The sequence below is a fragment of the Bradyrhizobium betae genome, assembly GCF_004123905.1.
In the GTDB taxonomy this organism is placed as follows: domain Bacteria; phylum Pseudomonadota; class Alphaproteobacteria; order Rhizobiales; family Xanthobacteraceae; genus Bradyrhizobium; species Bradyrhizobium betae_A.
Genome location: NZ_MZXW01000035.1, coordinates 162907 through 175899 on the forward strand (window position 1 = coordinate 162907; position 12993 = coordinate 175899).

General features: G+C 64.3%; 18 protein-coding genes. 8 read left to right on the forward strand and 10 right to left on the reverse strand.

Features of this window, described 5'->3' with window-relative positions; translation table 11 throughout:
* Nucleotides 1-30: 30 nt before the first annotated feature.
* Nucleotides 31-228 carry a hypothetical protein gene (locus B5V03_RS25885; RefSeq protein WP_129273199.1) on the forward strand — a complete coding sequence of 66 codons (198 nt, stop codon included), beginning with the start codon at nucleotides 31-33 and terminating at the stop codon, nucleotides 226-228.
* A 254-nt stretch (nucleotides 229-482) separates the two neighbouring features.
* Here B5V03_RS25885 and B5V03_RS25895 read toward each other — a convergent pair whose 3' ends face one another.
* Complete coding sequence (locus tag B5V03_RS25895) at nucleotides 483-830, reverse strand: GrlR family regulatory protein (protein ID WP_129273200.1); 348 nt, start codon at nucleotides 828-830, stop codon at nucleotides 483-485.
* Between the two features lie 142 nt (nucleotides 831-972).
* On the opposite strand from B5V03_RS25895, the gene B5V03_RS25900 reads away from it, so the two are divergent.
* The 3 genes from B5V03_RS25900 (at nucleotide 973) to B5V03_RS25910 (ending at nucleotide 2376) form a co-directional block, all read left to right on the forward strand.
* The gene (locus tag B5V03_RS25900) at nucleotides 973-1659 is read left to right on the forward strand and encodes a DUF2161 domain-containing phosphodiesterase (RefSeq protein WP_129273201.1); all 687 of its coding nucleotides are present in this window, start codon (nucleotides 973-975) and stop codon (nucleotides 1657-1659) included.
* A 26-nt stretch (nucleotides 1660-1685) separates the two neighbouring features.
* Nucleotides 1686-1985: a putative quinol monooxygenase gene (locus tag B5V03_RS25905; protein WP_129273202.1), complete on the forward strand. Its 300-nt coding sequence runs from the start codon at nucleotides 1686-1688 to the stop codon at nucleotides 1983-1985.
* Nucleotides 1986-2070: 85 nt separating this feature from the next.
* Complete coding sequence (locus tag B5V03_RS25910; protein ID WP_129273203.1) at nucleotides 2071-2376, forward strand: hypothetical protein; 306 nt, start codon at nucleotides 2071-2073, stop codon at nucleotides 2374-2376.
* 76 nt (nucleotides 2377-2452) lie between these two features.
* On the opposite strand, the gene B5V03_RS25915 is transcribed toward B5V03_RS25910, so the two are convergent.
* Nucleotides 2453-3064, reverse strand: coding sequence for a GNAT family N-acetyltransferase (locus tag B5V03_RS25915; protein WP_129273590.1), 612 nt, complete (start codon nucleotides 3062-3064; stop codon nucleotides 2453-2455).
* A gap of 170 nt (nucleotides 3065-3234) precedes the next feature.
* A complete protein-coding gene (locus B5V03_RS25920) occupies nucleotides 3235-3633 on the reverse strand; it encodes a PaaI family thioesterase (protein ID WP_129273204.1) in 399 nt (132 codons plus the stop codon).
* A gap of 119 nt (nucleotides 3634-3752) precedes the next feature.
* Here B5V03_RS25920 and B5V03_RS25925 point away from each other — a divergent pair, with 119 nt between their 5' ends.
* The gene (locus tag B5V03_RS25925; RefSeq protein ID WP_129273205.1) at nucleotides 3753-4532 is read left to right on the forward strand and encodes a cobalamin-binding protein; all 780 of its coding nucleotides are present in this window, start codon (nucleotides 3753-3755) and stop codon (nucleotides 4530-4532) included.
* A gap of 173 nt (nucleotides 4533-4705) precedes the next feature.
* Here B5V03_RS25925 and kynU read toward each other — a convergent pair whose 3' ends face one another.
* The 5 genes from kynU to B5V03_RS25950 form a co-directional block, all read right to left on the reverse strand.
* Entirely contained in the window at nucleotides 4706-5908 is a 1203-nt protein-coding gene (gene kynU / locus B5V03_RS25930) for a kynureninase (RefSeq protein ID WP_129273206.1), read from the reverse strand.
* Between the two features lie 20 nt (nucleotides 5909-5928).
* Nucleotides 5929-6768 carry a tryptophan 2,3-dioxygenase gene (kynA, locus tag B5V03_RS25935; protein WP_129273207.1) on the reverse strand — a complete coding sequence of 280 codons (840 nt, stop codon included), beginning with the start codon at nucleotides 6766-6768 and terminating at the stop codon, nucleotides 5929-5931.
* 35 nt (nucleotides 6769-6803) lie between these two features.
* A complete protein-coding gene (locus tag B5V03_RS25940) occupies nucleotides 6804-7613 on the reverse strand; it encodes an alpha/beta hydrolase (protein WP_129273208.1) in 810 nt (269 codons plus the stop codon).
* Nucleotides 7614-7863: 250 nt separating this feature from the next.
* A complete protein-coding gene (locus B5V03_RS25945; RefSeq protein WP_129273209.1) occupies nucleotides 7864-9141 on the reverse strand; it encodes an ArgE/DapE family deacylase in 1278 nt (425 codons plus the stop codon).
* Nucleotides 9142-9193: 52 nt separating this feature from the next.
* Entirely contained in the window at nucleotides 9194-9919 is a 726-nt protein-coding gene (locus B5V03_RS25950) for a pyridoxamine 5'-phosphate oxidase family protein (protein WP_129273210.1), read from the reverse strand.
* 75 nt (nucleotides 9920-9994) lie between these two features.
* Between B5V03_RS25950 and B5V03_RS25955 the strand changes: the two genes are divergently transcribed.
* Both B5V03_RS25955 and B5V03_RS25960 read left to right on the forward strand, forming a co-directional pair.
* Nucleotides 9995-11464 carry a PLP-dependent aminotransferase family protein gene (locus tag B5V03_RS25955; protein ID WP_129273211.1) on the forward strand — a complete coding sequence of 490 codons (1470 nt, stop codon included), beginning with the start codon at nucleotides 9995-9997 and terminating at the stop codon, nucleotides 11462-11464.
* Nucleotides 11465-11531: 67 nt separating this feature from the next.
* Nucleotides 11532-11777 (forward strand): DUF6719 family protein, encoded by a 246-nt coding sequence (locus tag B5V03_RS25960; protein ID WP_129273212.1) that lies wholly within the window; start codon nucleotides 11532-11534, stop codon nucleotides 11775-11777.
* 4 nt (nucleotides 11778-11781) lie between these two features.
* Here B5V03_RS25960 and B5V03_RS25965 read toward each other — a convergent pair whose 3' ends face one another.
* Together B5V03_RS25965 and B5V03_RS41650 are read right to left on the reverse strand one after the other, a co-directional pair.
* Nucleotides 11782-12147, reverse strand: a complete 366-nt coding sequence (locus tag B5V03_RS25965; RefSeq protein WP_129273213.1) for a hypothetical protein — start codon at nucleotides 12145-12147, stop codon at nucleotides 11782-11784.
* Between the two features lie 34 nt (nucleotides 12148-12181).
* Nucleotides 12182-12346 (reverse strand): hypothetical protein, encoded by a 165-nt coding sequence (locus B5V03_RS41650; RefSeq protein WP_164988284.1) that lies wholly within the window; start codon nucleotides 12344-12346, stop codon nucleotides 12182-12184.
* A gap of 416 nt (nucleotides 12347-12762) precedes the next feature.
* On the opposite strand from B5V03_RS41650, the gene B5V03_RS25970 reads away from it, so the two are divergent.
* A complete protein-coding gene (locus B5V03_RS25970; RefSeq protein ID WP_129273214.1) occupies nucleotides 12763-12972 on the forward strand; it encodes a hypothetical protein in 210 nt (69 codons plus the stop codon).
* Nucleotides 12973-12993: the final 21 nt, after the last annotated feature.

Here is a 12993-nt window from a genome sequence, read left to right on the forward strand (position 1 = left end):
CAAACCTCACCGAATTGCTATATTCGAACCATGACAACGGAAGATATCGAGCAAGCGATCGAACGACTGACGCCTGACGAAGTGGCGCGATTTCGTGCATGGTTCGAGCAGTTCGATGCCGTACGCTTCGATGAGGCCTTGGAGCAAGGCGCCAAGGCGGGCAAGCTGGACGCCTTTGCCGAGGAAGCGCTGAGCGACTACCGCGCCGGCCAAACGCGCGACTTGTGAAGCACACGGCTTCGACGAAATTCTGGAAGGCTTATGAGGCATTGCCGGTCCACGTTCGCAGGCTGGCCGATGCCAATTTCAAGCTGCTGAAGAGCAACCCCACTCATCCGTCACTTCAATTCAAACGAGTCGGACGATTTTGGTCCGCTAGAGTCGGCCTGCATTGTCGCGCCCTGGCTATTGAGTCCACGACGCCTACGTTTGGTTCTGGATCGGCGCGCACGCGGACTACGACCGTCTTATAGGCTGAAGGGTTAATCCGGCACCAACAGCCGCAGATTGCCCTTGAAACGAATGCTCTGCTTGCCCGCGAGCGCGATGCCTTCGCCGTACGCGGTCTCGTCATTGTAGGTGCCGCTGAAGCCGATGGTCACGACCTTGCGCCCCCACACCGGACGTTCGTCGAACGAGGGTGAATGCTCCTCGTTGGTCAGCTCGCCCTTCCACTTGCCGGCGGCCGAGGTGTAGGTGCCGTAGGCGAAGAAGAATGAATCGCCGCCGCGCATGGTGCCGTCGCGCAGCACCATGACGCCCTGATTGCCGCCCTGGACCGCATCGAGCATCTCGATGCGGATGTGATAGAGCCCGTTCCTGATTGTCATCGTTGCAAGCGCCCGGCTGTGCCATCCGCAGAATAACCGCACCATCGGTTCCCGATCAAATGGTGCAAAGTTCCGAGCCCGTTCCGGGCTAAACTGCCCGCAACTGATTCTCGGATCCGAACGCAAGACTCGGAAGCTTTCCTTGGAAACTGAACTTTATCTCCCCGTCAAACGCTTCCTCGAAGAACTCGGCTTCTCGGTCAAGGGCGAGATCGGCGGCTGCGATCTCGTGGGCCTCAGCGCCGGCGATCCGCCTGTCGTGGTGATCGGCGAGCTCAAGCTCGCCTTCAATCTCGAGCTGATCCTGCAAGCGGTCGACCGCGCGCCCGCCGGTGACGAGGTCTGGATCGCCGCCAAAATGTCGGTGCGCGGCAAGGGACGCGAGAGCGATGCGCGCTATCGCAATCTCTGCCGCCGGCTCGGCTTCGGTATGCTCGGGGTCACCGACCGCGGCCAGGTCGAGGTGCTGGTGAAGCCGCCGACGGCAGCCCCGCGCCGCGAGCCGAAGGTCCGTTCGCGCCTCGTCGCCGAACATCAGCGCCGCCAGGGCGATCCCGTGCTCGGCGGCAGCACGCGCGCACCAATCATGACGGCCTATCGGCAGCAGGCGCTGGCCTGCGCTTCGGAGCTGGCCGACGGCCCGCGGCGCGTGAGCGAATTGCGCCAACGCTGTCCCGATGTCGGCAAGATCATGCTTAACAATGTGTATGGCTGGTTCGAACGCACTGAGCGGGGAATCTATGGGCTGACCGCGGCCGGACGCGCGGCGCTGAAGCGCTGGCCGCAGGCGCCGGTGAAAGACATCGCCCGTGAGGCATCCCTGCCCTAGGCGGCACACACATCGGGAGACATCGCATGATCGTGGTAACCGGCAGCGTAACGGCCCGACCAGAGACATTGGAGGAGGCGCGGCGCCTGAGCCTCGAGCACGTTCATCGGTCGCGACAGGAGCCCGGCTGCATCTCGCATGCGGTGCATGTCGACTGCGAGAACCCGCTCAGGCTGGTGTTCTTCGAGCAATGGGCTGACCGCGCCGCGCTTGCGGCTCATTTTGCGGTACCTGCATCCGGCGAAACGGTGCGGGCCTTGCGCTCACTTTCTGTTGGTCCGACCACGCTCGAGCTTTATGACGCCAGCAAGCTCGAGAAGCTGTGAGTGCATAGCTGAGATGCCACACCAAATTCATATTGCAATGCAACATGGACGGCACTAGGTATCCCGGCATCGAAACGAGGCCGTTATGAGCGCAGACTGGAATACCAAATATGGCACGCGGCGCGTGCGCCACGATCCCCCGACCCTGGACGAGGCGATTTTCGCCGCCGTCGGCATCACCGACGACCAGGAGCAGCAGGCCGAGATCGCCGCAGCGCTGATGGGCATGCCAATCGAAATCGTCCAGGCTGAGGTGAAGAAGCAGGCCCGCACCAACAGCCGCATCACCGCCACGCGCGTGATCGCCGGCGAACAGGGCGCGCAGCGCTCGGTGGTGGTCGAGCGTCGTGTCGTCCGCCGTTTCGGCAACGATAAGCGCACCGGCACCTGAGCGCATCGTTCCCTGCCCCAATACAAAAGCGGACCGGTTTTAGCCGGTCCGCTTTTTGATTCAGGTGGCTTTCGCCTCAGGCGGCGCGGTTGCCGTACATGCTGGAGATGATCTTCCAGCAGGTTGAATTGAAGCTGAGCAAAGCGCGCCCCGCCGTGAACGGCGAGGCCGCGAGATCGGCGAGCTCGGCTTCAGGTGTCTTGATGAGATCGATCGTGCCGGTCGATTCGCCATGGCGGAATTGCAGATTTGCGCCGAACTTCCGGGCCAGCGCGCGCATGGCGTGATTCTCGGCGCCGGTGGTGATGCGCAGGCGCTTAAAGCCCTTCCAGCGCGCTTCGGCGATCAGGCGGCTGAACAGGATGGTGCCGACGTTCTGGCGGCGCGCGGAGGCTTCCACGCTGAAGGCGACCTCGGGTAGCGAATCGCCCTCCGGCGGATGCAGCTCGGCCGCACCGCGGACCATGCCATCGACGATATAGGCGACAATCACGGTGCCGTCCTCGGCGCAGCGGGCGGCGTAGCGCTCGATGAAGCTATCGTCGAGAAAGCCGTTGAAACGATCGTGCCGGCTTGCGGCATCGAGCCTGAGCAGGTGATCGCGCAAAAGCGGCAATTCTTCCTGCTGACTCAAGGTCCGCACATAGCCCGGAACGGACTGCGCGCGGGTCGCATCTTCAAGTGTCAAATCTGCTTCGCGTGACAAGTCAAAACTCCTCTTGGTATCCCTCGAGGAGGCGTTCGAATCCCTAGGCCTCCAATATTGTGCGTCGCAGCAAATTTTTCAAGACGGGAACCTGCCCAAGTTTCGGGCATTGAACGCGACTAATTCGTTAACAAAATCAAGGTCCCGTAGTCTTACAGGACCAGCTGCGTCTGGGTCACCAATGCGACCAGCTTGCCGTCCTCGGTTTCCAGCCGGGTGGTCCAGACCTGGGTGCGACGGCCCCGGTGCACCGGGGTCGCCGTGGCAATGACCGTGGTTCCCTCCTTGGCCCCGCCGATGAAATTGGTCTTGCTCTCGAGCGTGGTCGTGCCCTTGGCGTCTTCCGGCAGGTTGATCACGGTCGCCGCCGCGCCGACGGAATCGGCCAGCGCCATCACCGCCCCGCCATGGATGGTGTGGTGAAGCGTGCAGAGGTCGGGTCTGACGATCATCCGCGCCACCACGCGATCCTTCTCGGCCTCGACGAACTCGACGCCCTTGAGCTCGGCGAACGGCATCTTCATCGCTTTAAGTTTCTCCAGCGGCGTCATCAGAAGTCCTCCCAATTCATTGTTGCCTCAGCGTGAATGGCTCCGCGCGGCAAAGCAATGACGTCTGAGGTAATAGCCGTGCTGACATCGGCGCCCGCATTGGCGCATATGCTTCCCTCATGCGCCACTTCCCACCTCGCCGTATCGTCTGCCTGACCGAAGAGACGGTCGAAACCCTCTATCTGCTCGGCGAGCAGGACCGCATCGTCGGCGTCTCCGGCTACGCCGTCCGTCCGCCGCAGGTGCGGCGCGAGAAGCCGCGGGTGTCGGCCTTCGTCTCCGCGGACATCCCGAAGATCCTCGCGCTGGAACCGGATCTGGTGCTGGCGTTCTCCGACCTCCAGGCCGGCATCGTCGCCGACCTCGTCCGCGCCGGCGTCGACGTCCACGTCTTCAACCAGCGCGAACTTGCCGGGATTTTGGCGATGATCCGGACCTTGGGCGCGCTGGTTTGCGCGACGGAGCGCGCGGGGGAGCTCGCCCAAGGTCTTGAGCGGCGCCTCGCCACGATCGCGGCAATACCCCGCCCCTCGCCGCGCCCAAGAGTCTATTTCGAGGAATGGGACGAGCCGTTGATCTCGGGCATCGGCTGGGTGTCGGAGCTGATCGAGATTGCCGGCGGCGAGGATGTGTTTGCGGAATTGCGACATCGGCAGGCCGCGAAGGATCGCATCATCTCGGCGGATGCGGTGCGCGAGGCCAAACCCGATGTGATCCTCGCGTCATGGTGCGGCAAGAAGGTTGTTCCTGCGCGTATCCGAGCGCGTGATGGCTGGAATGAGATTCCGGCTGTACGGGACGATCGCATTGTCGAGATCAAGTCGACGATCATCTTGCAGCCGGGACCCGCCGCGCTGACGGATGGCCTCGATGCGATCGTGATGGCGTTGTGGGGGTGAGCGCAGATAGCGCGACTGGCCGACGCTCTCGTGTCCCGGACGCGCTGCAACGCCCTAGCGTTGCTGCGCTGAGCCGGGATCCATCTCGCGACGGCTTCCGGTGCAGCATGGGCCCCGGCTCTGCAGCGCACCGCCAAGAGGCGCTGCGCCGCGTCCGGGGCACGAGACCGTCCTTACGTCACCGCGTTCACGACCTGATATTCCGGCCGGCGCCAAACCTCGCCGGCGATCACCTCCTCGATGATCTCGGCGGCGCGCACGATCTCGCTTTCGCCAATGTATAGCGGCGTGATGCCGAACCGCATGATGTCAGGCGCGCGGAAATCGCCGATCACGCCGCGGGCGATCAGGGCTTGCATTGCGGCATAGCCGCCGTCGAAGGCGAAGGAGATCTGTGAGCCACGGCGCTCGTGCACGCGTGGGGTCACCAGCTTCAGGGACGGACAACGGCGTTCGATCTCGGCGATCAGGAGATCACCAAGCGCCAGCGAACGCACCCGCACCTCCGCGATATCGACGCGGTCCCAGATGTCGAGCGAGGCCTCCAGCGCTGCCATCGCAAGCACCGGCGGCGTGCCCACCCGCATGCGCTCGACGCCGCCGGCGGCTGCATAGCCGAGTTCAAACGCAAACGGTTTTGCATGGCCCATCCACCCCGACAGCGCAGCGCGTGCACTGTCGGCGTGGCGTGGCGCGACGTAGAGGAAGGCCGGCGCGCCCGGGCCGGCGTTGATGTATTTGTAGGTGCAGCCCGCGGCGAAATCGGCGCCGCTTCCGGCGAGATCGACCGGCAGCGCGCCGGCGGAATGGGCGAGATCCCAGACGGTGACGATACCGAGCGCATGCGCTTTCGCGGTCAGCGTCGCCATGTCGTGACGGCGGCCGGTCCGGTAATCGACCTCGGTGATGTACAGGACGGCGATCTCTCCCGACAGCGCGGCCTCGATTTCCTCCGGCGCAACCAGGCGCAGTTGATGGCCGCGCCCGAGCGTCGCGATCAGGCCCTCGGCCATGTAGAGATCGGTCGGGAAATTGCCGGTGTCTGACAGGACGATCTTGCGCGATACGTTCATGTCGAGCGCGGCTGCGAGCGCCTGATAGACTTTCAGCGACAGCGTGTCGCCGACCATCACTGAGCCGGCTTCCGCACCGATCAGCCGCGCGATGCGATCGCCGACGTGGCGCGGCTGGGCGTACCAGCCTGCGGTATTCCAGGCGCGGATCAGCTCGTTGCCCCACTCGGTCGTGATGACGCGATTGACTCGCTCGGCAACACCCAGCGGCAGCGCGCCGAGCGAGTTGCCGTCGAGATAGATCACGCCGTCAGGCAGATGGAACAAAACCTTGGTGTCGTCGTAGACGCGATATCTGGTCATGGATTTGTTCTTGGGCATTTCTACAGAATGGTGCGGACGCGCCAAAGCTCGGGGAACAGCTCGACCTCCAGCATGCGCTTGAGATAGCTGACACCGCCGGTGCCGCCGGTGCCGCGCTTGAAGCCGATGACGCGCTCGACCGTCGTCACATGGTTGAAGCGCCAGCGGCGAAAATAGTCCTCGAAATCGACCAGCTTCTCAGCGAGCTCGTACAGCATCCAGTTCGTCTCCGGCGCTTCATAGACCACACGCCAGGCCTGGAGCACGCCTTCGTTAAAACTGTGGGTCTCGCGGACGTCGCGCGCCAGCACGGCCGCCGGCATCTTGAGCCCGTTGCGATTGGCGAGCCTGAGCACCTCGTCATAGAGGCTCGGCGTGGCGAGTTCGGCCTCGAGCAGTTTTGTCGTTTCCGCATCATGCTCGTGCGGCTTCAGCATGGCGTGATTGCGGTTGCCGAGCAGGAATTCGATCAGCCGGTATTGGCGCGACTGGAAGCCCGAGGACTGGCCGAGCTGCGAGCGGAAGCGCGTATATTCGCTCGGCGTCATCGTCCGCAGCACGTCCCAGGCGTTGTTGAGCTGCTCGAAGATGCGCGACATCCGCGCCAGCATCTTCATCGCGGGCTGCACCTCGTCTTTGGCGATGGCACGGCGCGCGGCACTGAGCTCGTGGATGGCAAGCCGCATCCACAGCTCGGTGGTCTGATGCTGGATGATGAACAACATCTCGTCATGCGCTTCCGACAGCGGATGCTGCGCGCCGAGAATGGCGTCCAGCGCCAGATAGTCGCCATAGGACATGCGCCGGGCGAAATCGGTCTCGGCGCCTTCCTTTGTGGGATCGTAATCGCTGGACGTCATGGCTGGCCCTTTCGATCGATCATCCCCGGCCCTCGTCAGTCGAGGCCGATCAGGCGCGCGGTGATATGCGACGACGGATCCTTGAGCCCGTCGATGACAGTGAAATGGTTGAGCCCGGGATCGACGACGAGATGTGTCGACACGTCAAAACCGGTCCACACGTTGGCCATCAGGTCGGACTGGCGGATGAATTCGGGCCGCTCGCTGCCGCCGACCCAGGCAGTGACCGGCGAATGCCCGCGCGGCAGGTGCAGCGCCGCGCTTTCGAGCGTCGCCTCCTCCATCGTCATGCCAAGCGTCTCGTTCATTTTGGTCTTCAGCAGCGGGCGCAGATCGTGCAGACCGCTGATCGAGAGCGTGCCGGTGATCCGGTTGAAGATTGCGGGCTCGAGCCGGCTGTCGTCGCACAGCGTGCGCGTGACGAGATGGCCGCCGGCCGAATGCCCGGCGAGCCGGATCGGGCCGGAGACGAGTGAGGCCGCCTTGGCGATCGCGGCGGTGATCTCTGCTGTGATGTCGGAGATGCGCGCGGCCGGCGTCAGCGTGTAGCTCGGCAGCGCCACGGTCCAGCCGTGGTGCCGCGCGCCTTCGGCCAGATCGGTCCAGGTCGACTTGTCGAAGCGCATCCAGTAGCCGCCATGGACGAAGACGACGAGGCCCTTGCTCTCGCCGTCGGACGGGATCAGGTCGAGACGCTGGCGCTCACCGGAGCCATAGGCAATGTCGGCGCGGAAATCCTTCAGACGGGCGCGGTAAGCGGCGGCCCGTTCCGCCCACTGTGCCGGCAGCTTGTCCGAGCCCGGGATATGGGCCGAATTGGCGTAAGCATCATCCCAATCGCGCATCGTGACTCCCAAGGACTCGTCCTGCGACCGGATGCCAGTCTGCCACCGGTCAGGGTGGCATCCTAGTCTTTATTTTAAGCTTAAAGTATTTGAAGAAGCCGGTGGATTGGGCAGCCTTCGCCGCAACCGAGATTTCGTAGGGTGGGCAAAGCGAAGCCTGCCCACGATTTCGTTCCGGATCGAAGAGAGATGGTGGGCACGGCGCAAACGCGCCTTTGCCCACCCTACGGCACCGCAGACGGAGCGACCGTTACGCCTTCTCCACCCCGCACCATTCCGCGATGAACAGCGCCGTTGCCTTGGTGGTCTTCTTCAGCGACTCCAGGTCGACGAATTCGTTGAAGCCGTGCATCTCGCCGCCGCTGGCGCCGAAGCACAGGCTGGGGATGCCGTAGTTGAGGCCGTAGAAGCGGGTGTCGGTGAGCGCGGTGAAGACGAGGTCCTCGACAGCGCCGCCATAGACCTTGTTGAAGGCCTTGCCGAACGCGGCTTCCGGTGCGGCGGAGTCGGTCAGCTCGTAACCCTCCGACAGGAAGCCGGACCATTCGACCTCGGGCGGATTGTTGGCGAGGAAGCGGTGGTTGCGCGAGGCGGCAGCGACGCAGGCCATGATCTCCTTCTGGTGATCGGCCACCGACCAGCCCGGCAGGATCGCGATACGGCAGTCGACGTCGCACCAGGCCGGCACGCTGGAGGCCCAGTCGCCGCCCTTGATGATGCCGGGGTTGAAGTTGATGGGGTGGTTGAGCGTCCCAAAATGACGGTCGGCCTTGGCGCGCTCGTTCCACTCGATCTCGAGCTTTTGCAGGGCATGGACGAGATGATAGGCCGCCATGATCGCGTTGGAGCCTGAGCCGGCAAAGGCGACATGGGTCGGATGGCCCTTCACGCGCAGGCGGAACCAGATCACACCGACCTGCGAGCGCACCATCTTGCCGGCGGTCGGCTCCGGAATGAAGCAGGCATCGGCACGATAGCCGCGCTGGAGCGTCGAGAGCGCGCCGACGCCGGTGCTCTCCTCCTCGATCACGGACTGGAAGTGGATCCGCGCCGTCGGCTTGAGGCCGGCGGCCTTGATCGCATCAAGCGCTGAGAGCGCGCCGATGGTGCCTGACTTCATGTCGCAGGCACCACGGCCGAACATCTTGCCGTCCTTGATGACCGGCGAGAACGGCGGCGTGTCCCACAATTCCAGCGGCCCCGCGGGCACCACGTCGCAATGGCCCTGGAGGATCAGCGATTTGCCGGCCTCGGTCTTGGGACGATACGTGCCGACCACGGTGCGTGCCTTCGAGAAATCGTGCTCGATCGGGCCGAAGCCGCGCAAATCCTTGAGATCATCGACGTTGATGTGCCAGTCGTCGACCTCGTAGCCGCGCGCGCGCAGGAGGTCGCCGATCATGTCCTGGCACGGCCCCTCCGCTCCGCGGGTCGAAGGGATCGCGACGAAATCGCGTGTGGTCGCAAGCTGGGCTTCGAAGCCGGCGTCGACGGCGTCAAGAATCCTCTGCTGCGTTTCGGCATTCATCAGGCTACTCCGGGCATCCAGTTGGTCGAAGGAGCGCGCAAGCTAGCCGATTTCAGCCGTTCGGGTACTCCACAAAATAAGCATCCCGCAATGCATCTTCGAGCAGTCGGCCTTCCGAATAGCCAGCGAGCGTCGCAGGCCGGCTGACACCGTCGAGCAGGCGCGGGCACGGCTCCGGCGCGCCGAGCACGGTGCGCACGGGAATGCGCTCGGCATAGATCGGCAATTCGTAGTCCTCGTCGTCATCCGCCACGCCCTTGGCGCGGACCTTGGCCGAGGCTTCCTCGATCTCCATTGCGATGAAGGAGGTCGCCTTGATCTCCTGGGTGTTGCTCGCCCGCAGGCTCGCGGTGCGGTCGGGGAAGAAGCGATCGACCATGGCGATCACCGCCCGCTCCTTCTCCTCGGGGTCTGTGACGAGATAGGCGGTGCCGAACGCCATCACGGCGCGGTAGTCGGCGGAATGGTTGAAGCCGCAGCGCGCCAGCACGAGGCTGTCGAGATGGGCGACCGTGAGGCAGACGCGCTCGCCCTTGGTCTGGTTGCGCAGCATGCGGCTGGCGCTCGAGCCGTGCCAGTACAGCTTGGTCCCTTCGCGCCAGAAGAACGTCGGCGTGCAATAGGGTTGGCCGTCGATCACGTAGGAGACGTGGCACATCATCGAGGCATCCAGGATGCGGTGAACGGTGTCGTGATCGTAGAAGCCGCGGTCGTGGCGGCGCTTGACCTGGCTGCGCGGTGACGTCGGATAGGAATTTGGGCTCTCGGTCTGGCTCACGGCCGCTCCTGTCGGGATTGGAACAATTCCAGGAGAGTTGTAGCGGCGGATTTGGTCTGCGATAGTGCCAATTCCATGCAAAAAATTCCGACCAATTCGCCCTCGCCCGGCAAGGCCGAGCTGCCGCTCGATCTCACCGGCCCGCACATCACGGCCAGCGCCTCCGCGGCGCACCGGCTCTACCAGGCGCTGTGCGAGATGATCGTCGGCGGCTTGGTGAAGCCCGGCGAACCGCTGCCGCCGTCACGGACGCTGGCGAAGCAGACGGGCTTTCGGCGCAACGCGGTCGTCACCGCCTATGAGCGGCTAATCGCCGACGGTTTTGCCGATGCAACCGTCGGCTCCGGCACCTTCGTTGCCGCGCGCATTCCGGCGCGCGCGACTGAACCGAGGAAGCCGAAGGTCGTGGTCGAAGCTCCCAGGCAAGGCGCGTTCTCGCTCGGCTGCACCCATATCGACGAGCGCGCGGTGCAGCGTTTTCGCGCTTTCGTCGGCCGGCGCATGCGCGCGTTCGGATCCGAGCACCTGCACTATGGCGATCCGCGCGGCAGCCGCGAGCTGCGTGCGGCAATCGCCGATCATCTGTTGTCGGCGCGCGGCCTGCGCTGCGATCCCGATCAGATCATGCTGACCTCAGGCACGCTGCATGCGCTGCGCATCGTGCTGAGCGCAATCCTCAAACCCAACGACCGGGTCTGGTGCGAGGACCCCGGTTACCCCGCCGCGCGAAACACCATCGCGCATTGCGGCTATCGCGCCGTGCCCGTTCCGGTCGACCAGCACGGCATGCGCGTCGCCAAGGGGCGCACTGCGGGGGCCAACGCCCGCGCGGCCTATGTGACGCCGTCGCATCAATTTCCATTGGGCGTGCAGATGTCGATGCCACGGCGGCTCGAACTGCTGGACTGGGCGAAGCAAGCCGGCGCCTTCGTGCTGGAGGACGATTACGACAGCGAGTTCCGCTACGATGGCGCGCCGCTGATGTCGCTCGCCGGCATCGATCACCTCCAGCGCGTGATCTACATGGGCACCTTTGCCAAGACGCTGTTTCCGGGTCTGCGCATCGGCTATTGCGCCCTGCCCGAGCGCCTGATCGGCGACGTGACTGCCGCACGCGCCGCGCTCGACCGCTTTCCCGGCACGCTGATGGAAGGCGCGGTCGCCGACATGCTCAATTCCGGCGCCTTCGCCGCGAACCTGAAGCGGGTGCGAAAGCTCTATCGCGAGGCGCGCGACGCACTGGCCGAGACGCTGGAAGCCAGATCCGACGGCGCGCTATCGGTGCCGGTGCCGTCGCAAGGGCTGCATCTCGTCGCCCGGTTCGATCCATCGGTCGAACTGTCGGTCGCAGCAGGGGCGAAGCAGGCGGCCGGCGCGGAAGGCTGGCTGCTGGCCGACACTTATTCGCGCACGCGCCCCCTGCCCGGCTTCGTCCTGGGATTTTCGGGGCACACGGTTCCCCAACTCGTGGCATCGGCAGAACGGCTCGCGCGGGAATCGCGCGCCGCCTTGCGCGCTAAAGGCAAGTCGGCCCGGCGCGCGTGACAAAGGTTCACTGTCAGAATCGCGAACCGGTCCCTACATTGCGGCATCGATGCCGGGACCTTTCGCCATGCCTCTCCGCCACGTAGCCTGCCTTTCGCTCTTGATCTCCGCCGCGTTCACGACGACGGCGCACGCCGTCACCGTCGGACGCGAACAGGACATCACCGATCTCAAGCTTGGCCAGCGCGTGCAGGTGGATGACGGAACCTGCCCGGCCGGGCAGGTCAAGGAAATACGCGGCGCTAAGATGACCGACCAGGGCGTGGCACGGACCGCGACCTGCGTGCCGCGGTTTGGTCCGAAATCGAAGTGAGGGCTCAGGATTTCGCCGGGTCGAACATGCACTGAAGGGTCGGCTTGGCGATCTTGGTGAAGGTTGGGCCGATCTCGCTTTGCTTCGACGCCGGCACCCAATCGGTCTCGATCGTCGGCACGCCGGTCTCGCTGATGCCACGCAACAACGCCTCGCGCAGGTCACGATCCTCGACGGCCGCGGCGGCATGATCGTGCAGGCAGCCGCAAACTTCTTCGGGATGTTCCCACCGTCCGAGCATTCGCGGCGCGCACTGGCGCACGAACTCAGTGCGGGGGTCTGGGAGCCTGGAGGGAGCGCGGACCTGCGCCTCAGCGGCACTGATGGTCAGAAGGGAGACGAATGCTGCGGCGCAAATGCGGAAATTCATGATGGCCTTTGACGGCTGATTTTCTTGTTGGCGATCAGAAGCGCGCCGCGACGACGATCGGCTGCGGCGCCGTCGTGGTGATCGGCGTGCCGCTGTACTGGAAGGTGCCGATACCGGGGAGGTTCCCATCAGGCGCCCCCGCGAACGAGGAACCGGCGAGCACGAAACCGAAAGCAAGGATGAAGCTGAGCGCGCGCATGGTCTTGTCCCTCAATCCGTGGCCGGCGGTGCGCCATCGTCGTTGTGAAGCTGATAACCATGGGCGGTTTCGCGCGTGATGCGCCAAAAATGGAAAATGGTTTCGTCTTCGTGAGAATTGTTTCGTCCGGTCCGGGACGACGAAACATTCGGCGGAAAATACCAATCATTTCAGTCAGGTTGCGCCGCAGCTCAAAGTAACGAGGCAAGTCCTCGTTTCGCTACGGACATGCGCCTGATGCAGCCGCCGTCACGAGCGCGCCTTGCATCCTTCACATGCATTTTACGCTTTTCTGCTGAAGAGAAGCCAAACGAAGGTTGGGTCCCGTCGAACCGGGGGCGCGTCGGCTGCGACCCAAGCCATCGAAACCGAGACGCTTGGGATCACCGGGCGCATTCACGTGAGGGATGGCCATCATGATGGCGGAACATCGCGCAACGCCGCGCGACGCGGACCAATCGACTGACCGCGCCGACCAACAATTCATTCGCAACCGCGTCGCCTCAGTCGGCGCGATGTCGCGACAGTCAGGCCGCGGCTATGAGGCCGCGCCGCAAGCGTTCGTACGGCTGACCGGCTCGCATCTCGCGAAGCCGCGCGCCAGCCGCACTCTCGTCACCGAGTGAACGCAAGCGCGTCACTGAGTG

Excerpts from the sequence above, each read along its gene's own strand:
- B5V03_RS25885 (WP_129273199.1), top strand. The coding sequence starts at position 31 with ATGACAACGGAAGATATCGAGCAAGCGATCGAACGACTGACGCCTGAC.
- B5V03_RS25895 (WP_129273200.1), bottom strand. The coding sequence starts at position 830 with ATGACAATCAGGAACGGGCTCTATCACATCCGCATCGAGATGCTCGAT.
- B5V03_RS25905 (WP_129273202.1), top strand. The coding sequence starts at position 1,686 with ATGATCGTGGTAACCGGCAGCGTAACGGCCCGACCAGAGACATTGGAG.
- B5V03_RS25910 (WP_129273203.1), top strand. The coding sequence starts at position 2,071 with ATGAGCGCAGACTGGAATACCAAATATGGCACGCGGCGCGTGCGCCAC.
- B5V03_RS25920 (WP_129273204.1), bottom strand. The coding sequence starts at position 3,633 with ATGACGCCGCTGGAGAAACTTAAAGCGATGAAGATGCCGTTCGCCGAG.
- B5V03_RS25925 (WP_129273205.1), top strand. The coding sequence starts at position 3,753 with ATGCGCCACTTCCCACCTCGCCGTATCGTCTGCCTGACCGAAGAGACG.
- kynU (WP_129273206.1), bottom strand. The coding sequence starts at position 5,908 with ATGACCAGATATCGCGTCTACGACGACACCAAGGTTTTGTTCCATCTG.
- kynA (WP_129273207.1), bottom strand. The coding sequence starts at position 6,768 with ATGACGTCCAGCGATTACGATCCCACAAAGGAAGGCGCCGAGACCGAT.
- B5V03_RS25940 (WP_129273208.1), bottom strand. The coding sequence starts at position 7,613 with ATGCGCGATTGGGATGATGCTTACGCCAATTCGGCCCATATCCCGGGC.
- B5V03_RS25945 (WP_129273209.1), bottom strand. The coding sequence starts at position 9,141 with ATGAATGCCGAAACGCAGCAGAGGATTCTTGACGCCGTCGACGCCGGC.
- B5V03_RS25955 (WP_129273211.1), top strand. The coding sequence starts at position 9,995 with ATGCAAAAAATTCCGACCAATTCGCCCTCGCCCGGCAAGGCCGAGCTG.
- B5V03_RS25960 (WP_129273212.1), top strand. The coding sequence starts at position 11,532 with ATGCCTCTCCGCCACGTAGCCTGCCTTTCGCTCTTGATCTCCGCCGCG.
- B5V03_RS25965 (WP_129273213.1), bottom strand. The coding sequence starts at position 12,147 with ATGAATTTCCGCATTTGCGCCGCAGCATTCGTCTCCCTTCTGACCATC.
- B5V03_RS41650 (WP_164988284.1), bottom strand. The coding sequence starts at position 12,346 with ATGCGCGCGCTCAGCTTCATCCTTGCTTTCGGTTTCGTGCTCGCCGGT.
- B5V03_RS25970 (WP_129273214.1), top strand. The coding sequence starts at position 12,763 with ATGATGGCGGAACATCGCGCAACGCCGCGCGACGCGGACCAATCGACT.